This window comes from Mycoplasma sp. 11548 (assembly GCF_055523555.1).
This window is the reverse complement of the sequence record NZ_JBVFVF010000001.1, coordinates 599,853-619,265: the sequence shown is the minus strand read 5'-3', so window position 1 is coordinate 619,265 and position 19,413 is coordinate 599,853. Positions and strand designations below refer to the sequence as shown.

Annotated in this window: 10 protein-coding genes; 6 read left to right on the top strand and 4 right to left on the bottom strand. The window is 25.4% G+C overall.

Annotated features, from left to right (window positions below):
• Positions 1–689: 689 nt before the first annotated feature.
• Positions 690–821: a hypothetical protein gene (locus tag AC0B4K_RS02530; RefSeq protein ID WP_465103681.1), complete on the bottom strand. Its 132-nt coding sequence runs from the start codon at positions 819–821 to the stop codon at positions 690–692.
• Positions 822–1,165: 344 nt separating this feature from the next.
• On the opposite strand from AC0B4K_RS02530, the gene AC0B4K_RS02525 reads away from it, so the two are divergent.
• The 6 genes from AC0B4K_RS02525 to AC0B4K_RS02500 are packed head-to-tail and all read left to right on the top strand — an operon-like array spanning position 1,166 to position 7,255.
• The gene (locus AC0B4K_RS02525) at positions 1,166–2,950 is read left to right on the top strand and encodes a hypothetical protein (protein WP_465103680.1); all 1,785 of its coding nucleotides are present in this window, start codon (positions 1,166–1,168) and stop codon (positions 2,948–2,950) included.
• Positions 2,950–3,660, top strand: a complete 711-nt coding sequence (locus AC0B4K_RS02520) for an ABC transporter ATP-binding protein (protein ID WP_465103679.1) — start codon at positions 2,950–2,952, stop codon at positions 3,658–3,660. Before AC0B4K_RS02525 ends, AC0B4K_RS02520 begins: the two co-directional genes overlap by 1 nt.
• Positions 3,638–4,657 (top strand): hypothetical protein, encoded by a 1,020-nt coding sequence (locus AC0B4K_RS02515; RefSeq protein WP_465103678.1) that lies wholly within the window; start codon positions 3,638–3,640, stop codon positions 4,655–4,657. The genes AC0B4K_RS02520 and AC0B4K_RS02515 overlap by 23 nt, the downstream gene beginning before the upstream one ends.
• A complete protein-coding gene (locus AC0B4K_RS02510; RefSeq protein ID WP_465103677.1) occupies positions 4,647–5,516 on the top strand; it encodes an aromatic motif membrane protein in 870 nt (289 codons plus the stop codon). The genes AC0B4K_RS02515 and AC0B4K_RS02510 overlap by 11 nt, the downstream gene beginning before the upstream one ends.
• Positions 5,509–6,456, top strand: a complete 948-nt coding sequence (locus AC0B4K_RS02505) for an aromatic motif membrane protein (RefSeq protein ID WP_465103676.1) — start codon at positions 5,509–5,511, stop codon at positions 6,454–6,456. The genes AC0B4K_RS02510 and AC0B4K_RS02505 overlap by 8 nt, the downstream gene beginning before the upstream one ends.
• A gap of 4 nt (positions 6,457–6,460) precedes the next feature.
• Entirely contained in the window at positions 6,461–7,255 is a 795-nt protein-coding gene (locus tag AC0B4K_RS02500) for a hypothetical protein (protein WP_465103675.1), read from the top strand.
• A 74-nt stretch (positions 7,256–7,329) separates the two neighbouring features.
• Here AC0B4K_RS02500 and AC0B4K_RS02495 read toward each other — a convergent pair whose 3' ends face one another.
• From AC0B4K_RS02495 to AC0B4K_RS02485, 3 genes are all read right to left on the bottom strand, one after another.
• Positions 7,330–17,451 (bottom strand): SGNH/GDSL hydrolase family protein, encoded by a 10,122-nt coding sequence (locus AC0B4K_RS02495; RefSeq protein ID WP_465103674.1) that lies wholly within the window; start codon positions 17,449–17,451, stop codon positions 7,330–7,332.
• Positions 17,452–18,045: 594 nt separating this feature from the next.
• Entirely contained in the window at positions 18,046–18,948 is a 903-nt protein-coding gene (gene rsmH / locus AC0B4K_RS02490) for a 16S rRNA (cytosine(1402)-N(4))-methyltransferase RsmH (RefSeq protein WP_465103673.1), read from the bottom strand.
• Complete coding sequence (locus AC0B4K_RS02485) at positions 18,941–19,387, bottom strand: division/cell wall cluster transcriptional repressor MraZ (RefSeq protein WP_465102924.1); 447 nt, start codon at positions 19,385–19,387, stop codon at positions 18,941–18,943. The genes rsmH and AC0B4K_RS02485 overlap by 8 nt, the downstream gene beginning before the upstream one ends.
• Positions 19,388–19,413: the final 26 nt, after the last annotated feature.

The window sequence follows — 19,413 nt, the reverse complement described above, 5'->3', positions numbered from 1 at the left end:
CACCCTTTGATACCTTAATTTTACTTCTTTCTCTTAAAATCGGGGTGTTAACAATTTTTATTGTTACTATACTAATTGCTAGTAAGATATAATGGTTCAAGTTGTACATCAATCTCAACAATTTTACCTAATTTTTAAATATGTCTTTGTTTTTATTTCGTTTAGTTTGTTGAAACTAAATTTCTAGTATTAACGTTATCTCTTGCGAAGTTTTATTTTGTACAAATCTTGTAACTTTTCTTACTCTTTTGGTTGTTTTTGTATTAAATAAACCTAATTGGTTAAATCTTCTGATTAATGTTTTGTAAGGAATTTTTTTCTTGTAAAAGAATCATATTCAGAATAATAATAAGTTTTAAACGAAAGTTGATTATTTGCTAAATTACTGTTTAAAAGAAATTCACATGTCTTTAAATAATCCTTAAACACTGATTCAATTTCTGAATTTGTAACTTTGCAACTTCTTTGTTGATTTTTATTTTTGTGAGAAATAACAATTTCTTGATTACTTTTTATTATTTTTTATTATTTTTTATATTTTTTTACAGTTTATACACTAAGCCTTGTGATTAAATTAAGTTGAGCCAAAGTTTTTTTCAATATTTTCAGCAATCAATCTAAAAGATTGTTCTTTTTTAATTCGTATTTTGTTAAGTTTTTATACTTAATTATTTTATTAATTCTAATTTTTACACTATTTCTTTGTAAGTTTTTTGTTTCTGGTGATATTTGTAAATATCCTGAAATGCACCTTGGAAACTTAAATTTTGATATTCTTGGTATATTTTTGCGAATTCTTCTTTCTTTAAATGTCTTGACATAATTTACCTTTCAAAAAATTTTTTTCGTTGGTACCAATGAATGATAACAGAAAAGCTAACATAAAATGTTAGCTTTTCTGTATGGCTTTATATTTAATCAATTTGGCTTAATTTATTTGAGATTTATATATAGACCTAAATAGTAGTTATTTTAAAAATTAAAAGTTTTTAAAATAATGGTTAACTTTTAAGTTAATTTATTTTATAATATTACTGTGCAGTAATATAGAAAGGAAACTATGAACACATTTTTTAAGTATATTTTCTTTATACACAAAATTACATTAAAAAAGAAAAATACCTTAATTATCCCGTTAATATGGTTAACTGTGGCCCTTATATTTTTGGCTTCTGTTATCTCATTTGATTTAAATACAAACATAAAAACATTAATTTTTTATATCATTGTTTTTATAGAATTACTATTAACCTTATTATACTCATCAATTAAATCGATTAATATTTTTAAGGATTTAGAAGAAGAAGGTATTGAACTATTAACTTTATCTAAAGCTATATCTCGTAAAAGCATAATATGAGGAAAAACATTGACAAATTTTTTATTTGCCTTTTATTGATCATTGGTTTTAGCAATCTCAAATTTTATAATTTTAGGAGCTTTAAAAGACCAAAATATAATTGCTTTAGGTTTTTTATCAATACCAATTTTTAGTTTAGGATATATTTTATTTGGTAATATAAGCTCTTTAATTGCTTATAAAGTTAATGCTAAAGTGGCAATTACCATTCCTTTGGTCTTATTTAGTCCACTTGTAATTGGTGGAACCATTATTTCAACCAAAAGCACTTCAACAAGCAATAATATTGCTTATTATTTAAACACCAAATATGAAAATAATCCTTCTGGAAACTTGCCAAACTTAGAAAAATTTTATTTAAATAACAAACAAGATACCTTTTACATTATTCCTAACGGAAATGATAAAAAAGAATTACGAGCTGACCAAAGAGAATATTTAAAAGAAGCATTTAATTATTCAAAAAACTCAGCCTTAGAATGACAAATTTATTCTTATTTATCATTACCTTACCAATTTGTTGATTATTTTAATACTCAGAATAAAAATATTGCTGAAACATTTGTTGAAAGTTCAAACAATAATTTAAGTAATTATATTTATTATAAAAATCAAGATACTTATACTTATAATTATGATTTAAATAAAAATGTTAATTTAAAACTTTATCCAATTACTAGTCATATTGTTAAAAAACAAGATTCAGATGGTAATTATCTTAAGGATCAATATGGAAATGATATTATTGAATCTAGGGTCAATAAAAATGCTTATTTAATTCCTGGTTCATTAAAATCATATAGTCACATTGAAAACTTAGTTAATACAAACTTAATTTATGCAAGGGAAGGGGCTGAAAGTTTTGGACAAAAATTCCCTGAAGATAAATTTATTTATTCAGCTTCAGATAATTTAGTTGGCCAAATTAAATGAGAATATTTAAAAGAACTTTTGGAAAGCGAAGTATTCCAATACTATGCAAAACAATTTGTACAAGCTTTGGCTAATGAATTTAAAGAAGCTTCATTAGATAATGTTTTTGAAGTGAAAGATATTATTTTTAGATTAATTTCACAACATTTAAAAATAGATTCAGAATATGAACTTTTAAAAATACATGATATTCGCTCTGTTGTTTTGAATAAAGATTCTCTTGAAAACCGTAGTATTAAAACTATTATTGAGAAGAAAATTTATCTCGCACTAGGATTAATTTACTATTTATATTTTACATATAATAATACATTTGTGGCTGATGCTATTTTATTTAATACAACAACGAATAATTTTGATCCTCACTCAATTAATTTAGATATTGAAGGCTTTAGATATAACTTAGGAGGTTTTGCTAACTATGTAGCAAAACAACAAATTGAAGAAGATGAAAATAAAGAGAGAAAAGTAATTATTAGATATGAATTAGAACCATCTAATAATTATGCCTTTCAACCGGTTGAAGAAGTTTGGCAAGTAGCAAGAAATAACATTCAAACAGTTAATAAAAATTATTATTTTTTAATCTGAATTATTTTAATTGTTGGTTTTGTTGCACTTAATAATTGACTATACTTTAAAAAGGATTATAAATAATGGAAACAAAAATTTTAGAAGTCAAAAACTTAAGTAAAATCTATGACAATAAAAATGAACAAACTGGTATATTTGATTTAACATTTAGTGTTCCAAAAGGATCATTCCATGCTTTTATTGGCGAAAATGGAGCAGGAAAGACAACCACAATCAAAACAATTATTGGTGCATATATTAACCATACTGGTGAAGTATTTATTAATGGGATTAGCATTAAAGACCATAAAAGCCGCCTTGCACTTGGGTATATTCCTGAAAATGCAATTTTCCCCAAAGAATTAACCGTCTTAGATTACTTAATGTACCTTGGACAATTAAATGGAATTCCAAAACAAGAATTATTACAAAAAATTGATCAATATTTAGAAGAATTTGAAATTAGTGATTTAAAACGAAAAAAACCATTTAATTTCTCTAGTGGGCAAAAGAAAAAAGTTTTATTAATCCAGGCTTTGTTAAACAACCCTGAAATAATTATTTTAGATGAACCAGCTGCCAACTTAGATCCAACGGCCCGCTACCAATTGTTTAACATACTTCAAAACTTACGTGAAAAAGGAATTACAATTTTTATTAGTTCACACATTTTAAGTGAAATTGATAAATTTGTTAATACTTTAACCTTAATTCATAAAGGTAGAATTGTATATTCAGGTGAAAAATATGCAAGCCTTGAAGAAATTTTTTATGAAAAAGTTATTAAGGTTTAATTTATTAACAGTAAGTTTTGTAAGTATGCCTTTAATTATTTCATGTTCAAAACATAATAAGCCAACAACTTCTCCTTATCAAGATTTAATCCAAGAAGATTACCAAATTAATGAAATTATTGAAAAGTTTGTTAAAGATAATTTAAAGCAAGATGATCCAAAAAGATTAAAGAGTTTTTTTAATGAACAATTAAGAGTGGAAGAAAAATTTAAATCAGAATTGAATATGTCTTTAACTTTTGCACCTTTATTTATACCTAAAATTGAGGAAATTGCAGAACGTTGAAAATTAAAAACAGCTCTTAATTCAGTTAAAATAATATCCTCAACCTTGAATGATCGTTGGTTTTGGTATTTACAAAATATTGGTAATTTTACATATGTTTTTAATAATTGAATGCCAAATTTTAAAGAACATAGAGCCCAATACCAAGAGGAATATTTGAAAAACCAATCAAGTTTTGAAGCATATTATACAAACCAAAAAACATTAAGCAAAACATTTAAAGATTACCAAATAGTTGAATTTAGCAACTCATTTAGTTTATGACAAAATCCAACAAATAAATTTTTTAATCATAAAATTACTTTTTTAAGATTGAAAAACAAACAAGATCATAACATTCTAATTCCTATTTTTCTTTTTGAAAAAACTAATAATAGTTCACAAAGAGAAATCTTTTTAACTGGGGAAATATTTACTTTTCAAAATACGATAAATAATTTTGAAATGTTATATCAAACTTTATCATCATATATTTCAAAAGGAATGGTGTTTTATCCACAAAAAGAATTAGATTATTACCAAAAACTTAATTCTAATAATAATTTTGATCCTAATCCAATTTTAAGTGAGTTTAATGATGAATATTTTTTAAATCATTATCATAAAAATAATTATGCAAATGCATTTTATTATGCAAATGAATTATTTGATAAAGAAATACCAAATAATAAAATGTATCGCTATACCTGGGGGTTTATCGATGAGAAATAAGAAATTTAAATATCTTTTTTTTACTTTAAGCATGTTACCTTTTGCTACAGTTTCATGTGTAAATTATTCAAAGCAACCAGAATTAAATAAAATAATTAATAACGTTGATGCAATAACTTCAGTTTCAGATGATAATAAAAACAAAACTCACAAAACTATTATCGATACAATTTTAAATAATGCCTACCGGTTTGATTCTCTTAAAATTCAAGAATACGTTAATTCCCAAACATCCCCTGATAGTTACCAAAATTTAGTTAATCAATTTAAAGAAATTACAAATAACTTTAAAAATAGCAACGATAAGAAAAAATACGCCTTAGAGCAAAATGACTTTTTTAGTAAAAATTGGTATTTTATATTAAATAATCTCGATAAAATTGAACTTACTTTTGTTGAATTTGTTACTGTTGACTTAGCTAAAAATTATTCAACTAGTGAAGAATACAAAGCAGAAATTATACCTAAAACTAACAGAATAAAAAATGGCATTGATAGAGGAACTTGGGAATTTGAAAATCACTTTTTGGAAGCAATTAGAGAAGGTATTGAATCAACTGAACTAGGTGATGTGGTGGTTTATTATATACGTAAAAATAAGCTTATCTTTAGGGTGATTATTAATAATCTTCGGGCTGAAAATACTCAACCTGAAGTACAATTACGTCCAATTAATTGATATTTTGGTGAATCTAAAGCAAATACAATTTCACCTTCACTAATTTCAAATGTAGTACATCAATTATTTATTCATGGATACGAGCGCGGGCGTCAAGAATTTGAAGTTGAAATGGTAAAAAAACAAAAGTATGGCTCACCAAGCTTTGTGTTCCTAACTTGGAAAGATAAAAATGTTTAGAAAATTAAAAAAATATTTATTTGTATCACCTTTAATGTTAATTACATTTGGGTTAACTGTGAGTTGTTCTTCAAATAGCCTTGACCAAAAAAATCAAGAAATTAAATCAATTAAAATATCTAACCAATCAAAAGTTGACCAAAATTGAGAAAACTTTATTAACCGTAATTACATCCAAGTAATCTTAAAGTCAATTTATAAAGATGATTTAGAAAAGCAAAATAAATACATTCAAACACAAAAAGCTTTAAACCAAGATTATTTTGCAGAATTACGTACCAAGATACGATATTCCAATAATATAATTTATCCATATTTTAATAAAGAAGAAGAAAAATATAAAAATAATCAAGCACATTATGCTGCTTTAAGTGGTAATAATGCTATTGTTGATTTATATACTAAAAATTGATTATTCTTTTTATTTAATTTAGATAAATTTACTTTCTTACAATATACTGAATTGCAAGCTTCTGATGAATCTCAAAATGATTTAATTGATGAAATTGAAACTAACAATTTAATTTACGATGCTTTTTATACTCCAGCAAGTAACGAGATAATTGATTTTGTAGTTCAAAAATATTATAGCGAGAAAATTCAAGTAAGCGATTCACAAAATACTAGTGAACCTTATGAAATCAGAATTTACTTATTAACTAAAGATGGACGAATCTTACATTTTGATATCAGCGGAGATCATTCAAATAATTCAATCTCTGAAAGTTCGCCACCTGCTTTGCATAGTTATTTATACTCATATCCCAAACTAATTACTAGTAAAGATAAATTGCGTGATTTTGATTTAAAAAAATACGTCGAAGTAGCAGCTGAATGAGATGATGAAAACTACACTTATAGCGATATAAATAAAACTTTATTTACTGATGAATATGGTGCAAAAGAATTTCGTTACATATTAATAAATATCAAAGGATAATATTATGAAAAAATGACTTTTAACTTTAAATATTTTACCAATAATTGGGGTTATCTCATGTACTAACAAAGAGCCCCAAACTGGCAATGCAAATACTAGAGACATTGATTTATCTAATCCTCAAGCAGTTGCAAGAAATGTTAAAAATATTGCTGATAAATTAGGAATTGAGGACCTTGCTGCTTCTGTTAATAACACAAATTTAAAATGAAATGAGTTTACTAAAAGGTTTGATACTTTAAACTATACTGATAGTGATTATGAAACAAAGTTAAATGATTTATTAAATGAAAATTGGGCTTTGTTTCTTTCGAATTTAGATTATTTTGCTTACTATAAATATCCAAATACTAAGTGATTTTTATATCAAGAAAAACCTAATGCAAAATATTCTGATATATATAAACATAGTATTGGATTAATAAAAATTGAAAACGAAGCCATCCCACATAACCACATTAAACAAGTTGATAAAGTTGTCGGTTTTAAATCCTTTAGCGATATATCTGAGAGTTTTACCTCTAAAATAACAAATAATACTAGAGTATATGTTTCGCTGGGCAGAGTGATTATGCAACTTGAAAAAGTTGATAACAAAGTAAAAATTATGCCTCAATTATTGTATTTTATTAATGAACCAGGATCTTATTCAGGAGCGATTAATGGAAATTACTGGGAAGTTGTCAAAGAAGTTTTAAATGTACATCCTGATAATTTTACTGAAACATTAGGCGCAATTATCGATCGCACTACTAAAGAAATTGGTTATCCTGCATATGTCTATTTGGGGAAAAAATAATTTTGGAAAAACCACCTATAAATTTATAGGTGGTTTTGTAATGCTTTTAAATATTAAAGTATTTATATCTTGAATTATCTTTTATGTAAGAAACCATCTTTTAATGAGTCTAATAATATATCAGTATTTGCACGTCCTGTATATCTATCGTTGTAGCCAACACGGTAGTAAACATAGGCCAATAATTGATCTGATCAATAGTTTCAATGACGTGTACTTGAAGCACGGTTTCCTATTATAAAATCTGTATTATAAGATCTAATGCCATATCACGAAGAATAACCACCCATAGCTTCTAATTCTTTATTAGATAGTTGCTTAAACTTATCTGGATAAGTATCTCTAGCATCACCAAAAGCCATGCTTAAAGAATTAACCACCATGGAAACGGCATCTAAACCGATATTTCAGAACCATCCGCCAAGTTCAGCTTTGTCTTTTAAGAATCATAATACAAGTGCTGTTATACGATAAGCAGCATGATATTCTGGATTACCTTTAGGATTATTTATATTATATGTTTTATTTGACAATTTAACTAACATTTGTCTAAAAATTGGACGGTAGAATATTCTTAATAAATCTGCAACTCGATCCCTAATTGTAAGTACACTGTAATCTTGGTAAAAACCATAACCTTCTTCTGTATCAATTGGTGCTTCAGGTGGTGTTGGAGTAGGAGATGGACTAGGAGTAATTGGTTTACCAGGATCCACTGGTGGTTTAGGTGGATCAATTGGTTTACCTGGTTTTTCGTGTTCTCATTCTCCATTCATTAATGTATTTTTTATAAATCCGTAAATACCAGTCATTTTAGTGCGGTCACTTGCTTCAAAAATACGGTTAATAAATCTAACATAATTATCATCCCCTAAACTATCAATTAAAGCCTTTAAAAAGGGAATATTCTCATAAATTTTGCTAAGTTGGAATGTTTTATAATCTCATGCTAATAGAAAGTGGAATGCTCCATCAGTAATTGCACGAATTACGATTTTTGGATCATCACGTTTTAGTTTTGAAAAATCAATTAACCTAATTCTTTCATAGATTTTATCAATCATACCCTTTAATTCGTTGCGGTCAGCAATAAATTTAAAGAAATTACCAACCATGTTATTAACCATCGTGGCATCTTGGCCTGTAAAACTAAACATAACATTTGAATCTCTTAGTTTTGAAATTAAAACTTGTGCAGCACCTTTAACTAACCTTTGATCAGGATTTTTTAAGGTTGCTTTTATTCAATTATAGAAATTATCTTTTAATTTACTTGAAGTTTCTGTAGGAGCATTTAACAAGGTGTTTAGAGCCGTTAATCAACTGTTATTTTTTTGGTATTCATTGATTCTAGTTATAAAATCACTAATTGAAGTATTTAATGCTTGCCGCAAATCAGGGTTATTAATTGCAAGTATTAACATGTCTTTGACAAGTATTTTATCAATATCTGGATAACTTGCTGTTATTAATTCTACAATGCCAAATTCATCAATTGCAGCCCTTATTCTATTTTGATCATTAATAAAGTTACTAATTGCTTCAAATGCAAAATCAATAATTAATTTTGAATTCTTTTGAATTAATTCATCTTTTAAGAGTTTTTTAATTGTATTAAATTCAGATATCTTTAAATTGCCACTTAATGCATTTGCGATTACACTAGGAATTTGTTTAAGATTACTTGCACGTGATACTGTTTCAAAAACAGCATTTAGTGCATTTGTAAAGATTTCCTGGCGTACTAAAAAATCACCAAATCCATCAGCAAACTTACGTTTTAGTTCATTTGCTTGTGAAGTATTACGAATATTGAAGAATTTAATTCCTTTGTCAAAAACAGCTATAATAGCATTTTTGGCATTAGTTTTCTTAAATCCATTTTGTAAAATTTTAACAATTTTAGCTTGGAAGTTTTGTTTGTTATTTGGGTTATTAAAGTAAATTTTAAAGATATCAACTAAGCTGTTAATATTAGCAAATTGTGATTTATTGTTAATAATATAAACCATAATTTCACCAACAACTTCTTTAATTGAACTTGGATCTAAAATATCATCAATAACACCGGTAAAGTGTGTTTTATCAATGAAATTACGGGTAATAAATGCTCTTGAACTACTTGGTAATAAACTTCAAACGAGTTCTCCAAGTTGCACATCTTTTATTAAGATAGTAGTAGCATTTTCAACCACAACAGTTAAATCTAACTTAGCAATTTCAAAAGCAGAATTATTTAAAACTTCTTTAAATAATTGTGCAGCTCTTAAGTCAAAATTATCTTGACTTATAAAATTATTGACACTTTTTACTAAACTATTAATAATTGAGTTAATTGTAAGCGGGTCTTTTGATTTTTTAAGATCCAAAATTAAATTATCAACTAAGTTATCAGTAAGTTTTAAATTCTTATTAAAGATATTGACAAGTGAAAATGAGTTTTTAACAAAATTTTCAGAATTTGACAATCTGTCAAAGATTTGACTATATTTAGTATTCTTAACTTCATTAACCGTTATTTTACTAATAATGTTGTGAAAATTAGTATTGATAAAAAGTTTGTTTAAGATAGTTTTTAATAAATTTGCAGAACTATTTGAAAAAGAAGAATCTTGCAATAATCTATTTAATAAATCTCAAAAATCATTTGCTGATTTAAATGCATTTCAATTATTAACTGAAGCCCCAAATAGATCTTTAAAATTATTTAGAATCTGGTTATCACTTAAAATAGCTTTTAAAACGCTTTCTAAATCAGTCTCAGGAATTTGGTATTTAACTAATACATTGCTTTGACTTGCAGTATTTACAAAAGATTTAAGTAATTCATTATTTTGGCCAATATTAGTCAAAACACTGTTGAAAATTTGTTTTAAATCATTTTTATTATTACTTAAATTTTCAAAATGAATAAAGAATTTTTTATATGTTTGATATGAACCAAGATTTAACTTGCTAGAAATTCAATCTTGTAACCTACTTATAGCTTGCTCAATATTAATTGATGAAGTAATTGAATCAAGAGTTTGAGTAAATAAGTTAGGTAATAATTGAATATCTTTTAAATAATTGTTAAGATTATTTAAAAGAGCAGATACTAATGCAGTTTTATTAATTCCATTTAGGTTAATTTGGTAATTTTTAGCTAAATTATCAATTAATCTTAAAGCTATTTCAAGCACCTTAGGATTGCTAGATAATGAATTTGCAAAAGTATTTAAATATGAAATAATTGCAATTTTAACAGGCGCTTTTGTTAAAACTGTTTTAAGTAATTCAAAAAGATTATTTGTATGATTTAGCCAGTTTGTATCATTAATAAGTTCAGGGACAATACTGGTTAAGGCATTATTTAAACTAGTATTATCTAAAGCTATTTGCCCTAATAATTTTAAGGTTTGTTTATCTACTAATGTTAAAAATGCTGTATTTTGCTCAATATTATCAACTACTTGGTTAAAAATATTTGCTAAAACACCTTTATTTTTTAAACCAATTAATAGTTGCGAGATTACTTTTGCTAAAGTTGCTTTGTCATTTTTTAAAAAGCTAAGGTTTAAAATCTTATCGACAAATTGTTTTGGATTATCCTTTAATTTTGATTGAATAATTAATGAAACATCATTAGTTAATGCTTTAAATTCATCAAGCATTCCAGTTAAATTAGTTTGAGAACTTGCTGATTTAATTCTAATAAAGAATTTATCAATAATTGGTTTTAAAATATCAGCAGCTTCAACTAGTTGATCTAAATTATTACTTATATTCGTAATTAAATTTTTAATTTTTGCATCAGTAACTGAAACCCCATAAGTAGTGAAAGTTTGTATTAAAAAGTCATTAATTGCCTGCTTAACTTCAGTTGAATTTTTTAATAAGTCATTTATTAATCCATTAACGTCGGTTTCAAGTTTGTTTGTATCAATGATACTTAATGTTTTCTTTAAAACATCAAAATATGAAGTAACATCTTTAAATTCGTTGATTCTGGTTATAAAGTTATATACAGTATTATTGAAAATTGAGTTAAAGTGTTGGTTTGCAAGGATGTAATTAAATAATGTTTTAAGGGAACTTAATGGTATAAATTTAGCAATAGTGCTTTTAGCACTTTGAGGTAACGCATCAAGAGCATTATCAAAAGTACCTTGTGTTTTTAAAATATTTATGATATTAGAAAGTAATTTAGTTAAATCATCTTTATTTTCTGCAAATAATTTTGAATTAGCTAACTCTTTAATTAAAGCAATAACTTTGCTTTCTTGGTTGGTCGAGTCTCCTAAATGTTTTTGTAGTCCATTAAGAATTACATTTGCAGTTTTAGTTATGTTAACTTGGGAACCATAAGTTGCTAAGGCATCAAAAATTGTATTGAAGATCAATTGGCTAAAGTTTAGATGTTTATCAATTATGTTATAAACATCTAAAACATTATCAACAATTCTTTGTTTATTTTCTATTCCTTTGAAGTATTCTGTAAAAGAAGGATTATTCAATAAGTTAGTAAGCAATTCTCTAAATGAAGTTTTAAATTTATTATTTAAGATTGCATCTTTAATAAATTTAACTAAAGGTTGCTCAATTTGTGATTTTAAAGATGGAATTGTAAAAATTGCTTTTACTAAATCATTATATGTTGTTGCTTTTTGTAAATGATTTAAGTTGTCTAGCACAGTATTAACAATAGTTTTAAGGATTGCTTTAAAATCGTCTTTTACCAAAATATCTGCTAATGCATTTTTTAAAGTATTGTTAAGACTTTCAGATCCAAATAAGTTAAGACCAACGTTAGTTAAAATTGGGGTAAGTGTTTCTTTTGTTACAAATTTTTGAATTAATTTTTCAATAATATGTTTTATAAATTCTTTTTCTTTACTTAAAAAGTTTGAATGAATAATTGATTTAATGAAATCATATTCTTGGATATTAACAGCATTAGTAAGATTATTAATTAGTGCTGTTTTTAGAGTCTCTAGATTAGTAATTGATTTAAGTTGCTGGTCACTAAAATTAAGTGTTTTATAAATTAATGAAACATTAGAATCAAAATAAATAACGTCCTGAACAAATTCCTTGAAGTTTTTAAATTGATCTAAGGTAAGTTTTTTACTTTCATCGATAAGTTGTTCGCTCACTAGTAATTTATTAAGTGGTTCTAAAAATAAATTGTAATTATTTAATAATTCTAAACTTGCAAATTCAATAACTTCCAAGAAGTATGTTTTATTTTTAGTAATAACATTAGATTTAACAAATGCCTGTATTATTTGATCAAGCTTAGTTGTTAAATCAGCAAAGATACTATTGGTTAGTTTATTAATACTTAAATCATTATATAAGTCATTAAGATTTTTATGTGAAGAATTTCCAATAGCATTTGAAATATAATCAATAATTTTTTGATTAAAGTTTGCTATTTTATCTATTGCATAATAATCTTTAATTAAGTTTTCAATAAATCCTTCAGTAGTAGATTTTTTGTATATTTTAGGATATTTATTTTCTAAAATTTGTGCTAAAAGTTTAACGATTGAATTGCTTCAAGATGGAGTATTAACATTACTAAATATATTGGTTAATAATGTTTTTAGTTTAGTATGATCAATTGATTTTAAGGCTGTAAAAATTAAATCTGATAAAGAGTTAATTTGAGCAAGTTTTTGACTATTATTTAAAATTGAGCTAACTAATTCGAAAATGTTGTTTTTAACTTCGTTATCACTTAAAACTAAGGTTGTTAAATCTGCAAGGTCGCTTAAGTTTGCATATTCTTGAATTTTTGATTTGATATTTTCGGGTAATATTCCACTAAGCAAGGTTGGGAATTTCTCTTTATCATTAGCAAAATGATTATAAATATTTTTAAAAACTTGTAATATTGCTTGTTTATTTTGTGTTAAATAATTTTGACTTATCGCTTTAATAATTCTAACTAAATTAGTTTCAAGTTTATCAGCTGCAAATTCTTTGAAAAGTTCTTTAATGAAAAATGAGATTAAACTACTAAAATCCAGCGAATCACTACTAATAAATTGTTCTAAGCCACTAAATAAATGTTTAATTAAATTAAGGTTGGTTAGCTCGCTAATTAAAGTATCATAAGTATTATTTAAAAATGTTTCTTTATCATTAACATTTTCTAATACTCAACTATATGAAGGCTGGTTTAAGAATCCTTGCAATAGGTTAACAACAACTTTTTTAATTGTGTGGTCTTTATGAACTGCACTAACAAAACTTGCTATTTCAATTCCCAAGCTTTGTAAATTAGTTTTATCATTTAAAATCACTTTTAAAGCTTGAATTAGGGAAGTTGCATTTTTTAGGTTATCAAGGTTATTAAATAATAAATCAATTGCTAAATTAAAGGCTTTATGCAAGTTTTCATTATTGTAAATTAATGAAATAGTTGTTTTTATTTCATCCTTAGTTATATTATAAGGTAAACTTTCAGGTAATAAAGAATTAATAAATTCAGGGAATTGCGGTGATTTTATCTTTGTTAAGAAATCATTTAAAAATTCTTTTAATAAGTTTTTAGTTTCTAAAACTATTGGAGATGTTAAGATAACTTTATAAAGATTTAAATCTTTAAAATCAAAGAAGTCTTTAAATTTATCAAATAAATTAGAGGCAATTTGATCAATACTATTTGCTTCAGATAGAGTATTAAAAATTAAACTAAAGAATTGCTCATATTTATTGGTTGATTTTAAAATATGTTTAATACTTGGAATAACATTATGAATTAATGATTGATATTTTTTATCAATTGCTAAAAAACTATCTTTTGATATTTCAACTAAGGTTTTCGCTAAGGTTTTATTCAGTGAAATATCATTAAAAAGATCAATGCTAATATTTTTTAGGCTATTTTTAATTAACTTTTTAACATCAGCTTTTACTAATAATGTATTAATTAAATCATTCGTATCATTTAGTTTATCTAGTAAATTAGGATCATTAATAATTACTGTAATTGCACTATAAATAATGTTTTGTGTTTCAGGGTTATTAATTAGTGTAATAAATAATTTTTTGATTTCATCTTGGTCAAGGTATTTAGATACATTTGCATTTTCAAGCAATGTAAACAAATTATTGTTCACCAAGTTAACTAATAATCCTTTTGCATTTAAATCAGCATAGACAATTTTGGCAATTGTCCCAATAAAATCAACATTATTTTTAATATATGGTTTATTAATAAGTTTTTTAGCAAAAGCAACTGGATCATTAATTTTTGTTTGGATAACATTTAAAAGTTTATCTGAAAGACCCTTAAGATCACCAAGGATGTTATCTGAATTCTTAATTTCTTTAAGGTGCTCAAAGAATGTATTAATAACTGGTTCTAAAATATTAATATCATCTAAAGTTGGATTTAAATCATTGATTAATGATTGGATAAATTCATGATCTTTAGTTGTTAATTTAATATTTGCAGAACTTACATAGTTAGTTAATGAACTAATTAAAAATTGTTTAAATTCAGATGAATTACGGATTTTATTTAGGAAGCTTACTAAGTTTGTTTTAAATAAATCTAGGTTAAAATTACTAATTATTTTAATAATTACTTCATTTAAACTTTGAACATTTTTAAAAGTATCATAGTTTTTTAATGTTGCATCAACTGTTGACAGCAACATTTGTTTAGTTTCAGTTAAATTAAGAACAAATTTAAATACATTATTTAAATCTTGTTCATTGAAAAATTTACTCAATGTTTGGTTGCTTCTTATTGCACTAGTTAAGACCATGCTTACAGAAGAAATATTTTGAGAATCTAAAAGGTTATTTAATAGTTGTGAAAGCAAATCTTGGTGGCTAGCTATAAATTTAGAATTAGCTAAGATTTTAATTACTTTTACTATATTACTTTCATAATCATTATTTAGTAAAAATGATTTAAATGAATCAACAAAAGCTTCTGAAACTACTTGAGTTATATTACCAAGGCCGCGAATTGCAATTTTGTTTAATACATTTGCAATCAAGTTATCAACAATTTTAAATTCAATATTTAATTCTTGTAATAAATCAAAACCATTATTAGTTGCTTGTTTCAGTTGTTCTTTAGTAATATTTTTAGTTAAATTAGCTTTTTCTAGTGAACTATAAACAACATTGGTTACTAAGTTTTGAACACCTTCATTATTAATAAAATATTTAAAATTATTATTAATTAATGATGATAATTCATCGTTATTCTTTTTATCCGCGATAAATGCATTAATAAATTGTGAAAGGTTTGAAAGATCACTAAATTCATCAGAATTGTAGATAAAGATATCGATTAACTTGCTAATTAAAGCAACAAAATCTTTAGAACTAATTAGGTTATCAAAAATCTTACTTATATCAGATTTTTGAATATTGTAGTCTTTCAATACATTATGAATTGGATTAACTAATAAATTACTAATTGGATCTTTAAAGAAGCTTAAAATATTTTGAATAACTTCTTTAATTGCTTTTGATAATTCATCTTTATTGAATTTAACTAATTCACTTCGTGCAATTCCGCTAATTACGTATGCTAAATTATCAAGAGATAGAATATTACTTGTGACAATTCGTTTTAAACTTGCAAAATCTAGGTTTTTATCTTTAGTAGCTAAATCAATTTGAATTTGAATATTAGCTAGAATTTGAGCTATTTTTTGTGAACCAAAAATTTCTGAAGTTAAATTGGCAAAATAAGTATTACCTTTAGTTGAAGTTTTATTAAGTAATGTTTTAAGAACACCATTTGGATCAATTTGTTCGTAAACTGAGCTATTTGTTAAGAAATCAAGAACATCACCAATGTAATAATCAAAGACATAAGCTAACTCTTTTAAACGGCCCATGAAGTTTAATGGTGTTCTTAATAAATCAATTGAATATTCATAATCACTTGTTGTATTAATATATTCATATGAACTTTTTCCTAAAACGCTTTGATCAGGATTATCAACTTGAATTTGATAACTAGCTGTATTGGCATCTAATTTTAAATATTGATCTGTAAAATTGTAATTATCATAATATTTTTGATTTAAATTTGGCTTTGTGATCTTTAAATATAAATCCATTGCCATTTTTTTGTAACCTTTAGTTCCAGGGTGTATATCAAAGAAAATGGCTGATAGATCTTTTGCATTTTCATTCCAAAATTCATTATTATAAGTATTAACGTAATTTATATCTGCATTAATTGCTACTTCTTTTAATAAATCATTAAGGATTTCTTGCAATAAGTCTAAAACTTTTAAACTACCTAAATTACCTATTAAGTTAGTATTAATATATTCATTAAGAACATTGAACAACATTAATAATGGCATTGGATATGAAACAATATTAATATTAGCTTTTGGTGCTAATTCTTTTAATTGCTTTGCAAATGCAATTAAACGCTTTCTCATTTCAGGCAGTGCTTTTTGAAATAAGCGGTTAACAAATTTAATTGCATCACCTAAAATTGGTTTATTATCAAAAAAGTTTTTAATTAAGTCTAAACTTTCGGCATCTCCAATTGTGTCAAATAATAGACCAAAGAAGTCATTTGCTCCCAAAGTAAAGGTAATTAAGTTTGAGTTTTGTAATTCATTAATAATTTGTTGTCGTTTATTATTAAGTGAACTAAAAATAACACTTGGATTTGTGCCGAAGCGTTTATTATTTAGTTCAAAATTTAAAAACTTTATTCAGTCCAGAGTTGTAGCTCCAGAAATTGCATAGTTATTAAATGATTCAACACGATTATTTTGATTTAACATTCGTGCTAAAAATGCAGGATATGATAAACCTGAAACACTATTATTAGCTTCGAGTTGACCTTTATAATCTTTTGGTAAAGTACCATCAAATCCCGCAGTAATCGAATCACCAATTGCAACATATCTAATTTTTTGGTCTGAATAAATGATGTTATTAGATATTTTACGTGGTAAATCACCATCTTGTGGTTTTGCAAGTTTTTGGGTATTATTTCCTGCTTTTGGATCACTTGTCACAAACTTTATTTTGTCAAGTGAATCACTTGGTTTTTCATCTTCCTTAGGTTTTGGGTCATTAGGTTCTTGATCACCTGAACGTCCAATTTGAACTGATGAACCTGGTGCCTTGCAGGCAGTGACTACTGATGTACTGATGCCTAGTGCAAAGAGCACTAAAAATAAACTACGTTTCTTATTTTTTGATTTCATAATGCCTCACTTTTTAAATAATATAATATATTAATATATATTATATAAAATTAAATAAAAAATACAACACTTGTAAATGTCTTTCAATCAGTAAAAATATATTAAAAAACAAGCATTTTAATTTGCTTGTTTTTGTTATAAAAAAGTTCTAAAAGTTGCTCAAATACTAGTTTAAAAATATTATTAAAACTTATTTTATACAGAAAAAGGAGGTACAAATGTAACACAAAACAGGGCAGCAACTATATTTAATATATAGTATTAAATAATAAAAGCATTTAAATAACTAAAATATGCTTAAATTATAATGTTTAAAAATGTAGCTAATATTTTTAAACAAGTTATAATACTAAGTTAATTTAATTAAGTAATGATTTAATTATTGCCTTAAAATAAATATTTAGTTTATTTTTTTAATAAGTTTATCTTATTAAATGTGCGCACAAATAAACTTTAAGATTTATCATTAGCCCAAAACAAATAACAAAGTTTAATTTAATAATCAGCTAAATTAATTAGATTAAACTAAAATTTTATTTATAATAATTATTAATTGAAAGGAAATTATTTAAATATAAACAATATTTTGATTTACTAAGCAAGTTTTTTGATAACTCTTAATTTTGCACTTTTAGACCTTTTATTTTCGGATAGTTCCGATTTTGAAGGAGTTAGTTGTTTAATCACATATTTTTTTATCTCTTGAATCGGCATCTTATGAGGTAAATTTGAATATGTGATTTTTTTAATAAATTGCTTTACAATGCGATCTTCTAAGGAGTGAAATGTAATAATCGCTAGGGTGCCATTATTATTAAGTAACTCTAATGCATCGTTAAGCATAGTTTTTAACGAATCTAGTTCGTTATTTACTTCAATTCTTAAGGCTTGGAAAACTTGTTTGGCGGGGTTTTTTTTGCGTAAAAGTGCTGCAGGGTATGCTTTTTTAATAATCTCTACTAATTCAAGTGTAGTTGTAATTGGACGGTTTAATATGATGGCCTTAGCAACTTTTTGTCAAAGCCTTACATCAGCGTAATCACGTAAGATTCGTTCTAAACTAGCTTGAGAATAAGTATTAATTAATTCAAGAGCAGAAAATTGTTGCTCTTGGTCCATACGCATATCCAAGGTAGCATCTTTGTTATAACTAAAACCACGGCTTGCTTGATCAACTTGAGGTGAAGAAAATCCTAAATCAGCAATAATACCATCTACTTTCTCGATATTCAATTCCCTTAATTTTGATTTTATATTTTTGAAATCACTTTTAATTAAGGTGTAATTGAGACTTACTTGTTTTAACTTAAGATCAGATGCCCTTATGGCAAATGAATCTTTATCAAAACAATATAAATGTCCGTTCGTTATTTTTTCGAGGATTTTAGCTGAATGACCTCCTAGACCTAATGTTAAGTCAACATAAATACCATCAGGCTTAATCTCAAGAGAATCAATAGTTTCATTAAGCATAACTGAATAGTGTAATTTATCCATTATGTTTTTCAGAAAGTTCTTGTGCGATTAAAGCAATATCATCAAGAGTGTGTTCATTAACAAAACTATTGTATTTCTCTGCTGATCATAATTCTACTAGTGTTCCAGCGCCAATAAAAATTATTTCTTTTTGGATAGCAAGTTGTTCGACCATTTGTTTTGGTAAACTAATGCGATTCATATTATCTAAGGTTACTTCAAAACTATTTCCTAAAATAGAGCGTGTAATAATCCGGGCTTTTTTATCAAATACACTTTGATTTTCTAACATTTTAATGTATTTTTGAAATTCTTCCTTACTGCGTAAGTCAGCATTCCCATCAAAGCCAATTGAAATCATAAAATTCGTGCCTAAATACTCTTTTATATTAGATGGTAAAACAACTCGGTTTTTTCCATCCATGTTTCGTGAGTGTGTTCCGTAGATAATATTTGACATTTTTTCCCACCATCCTATAATATTTT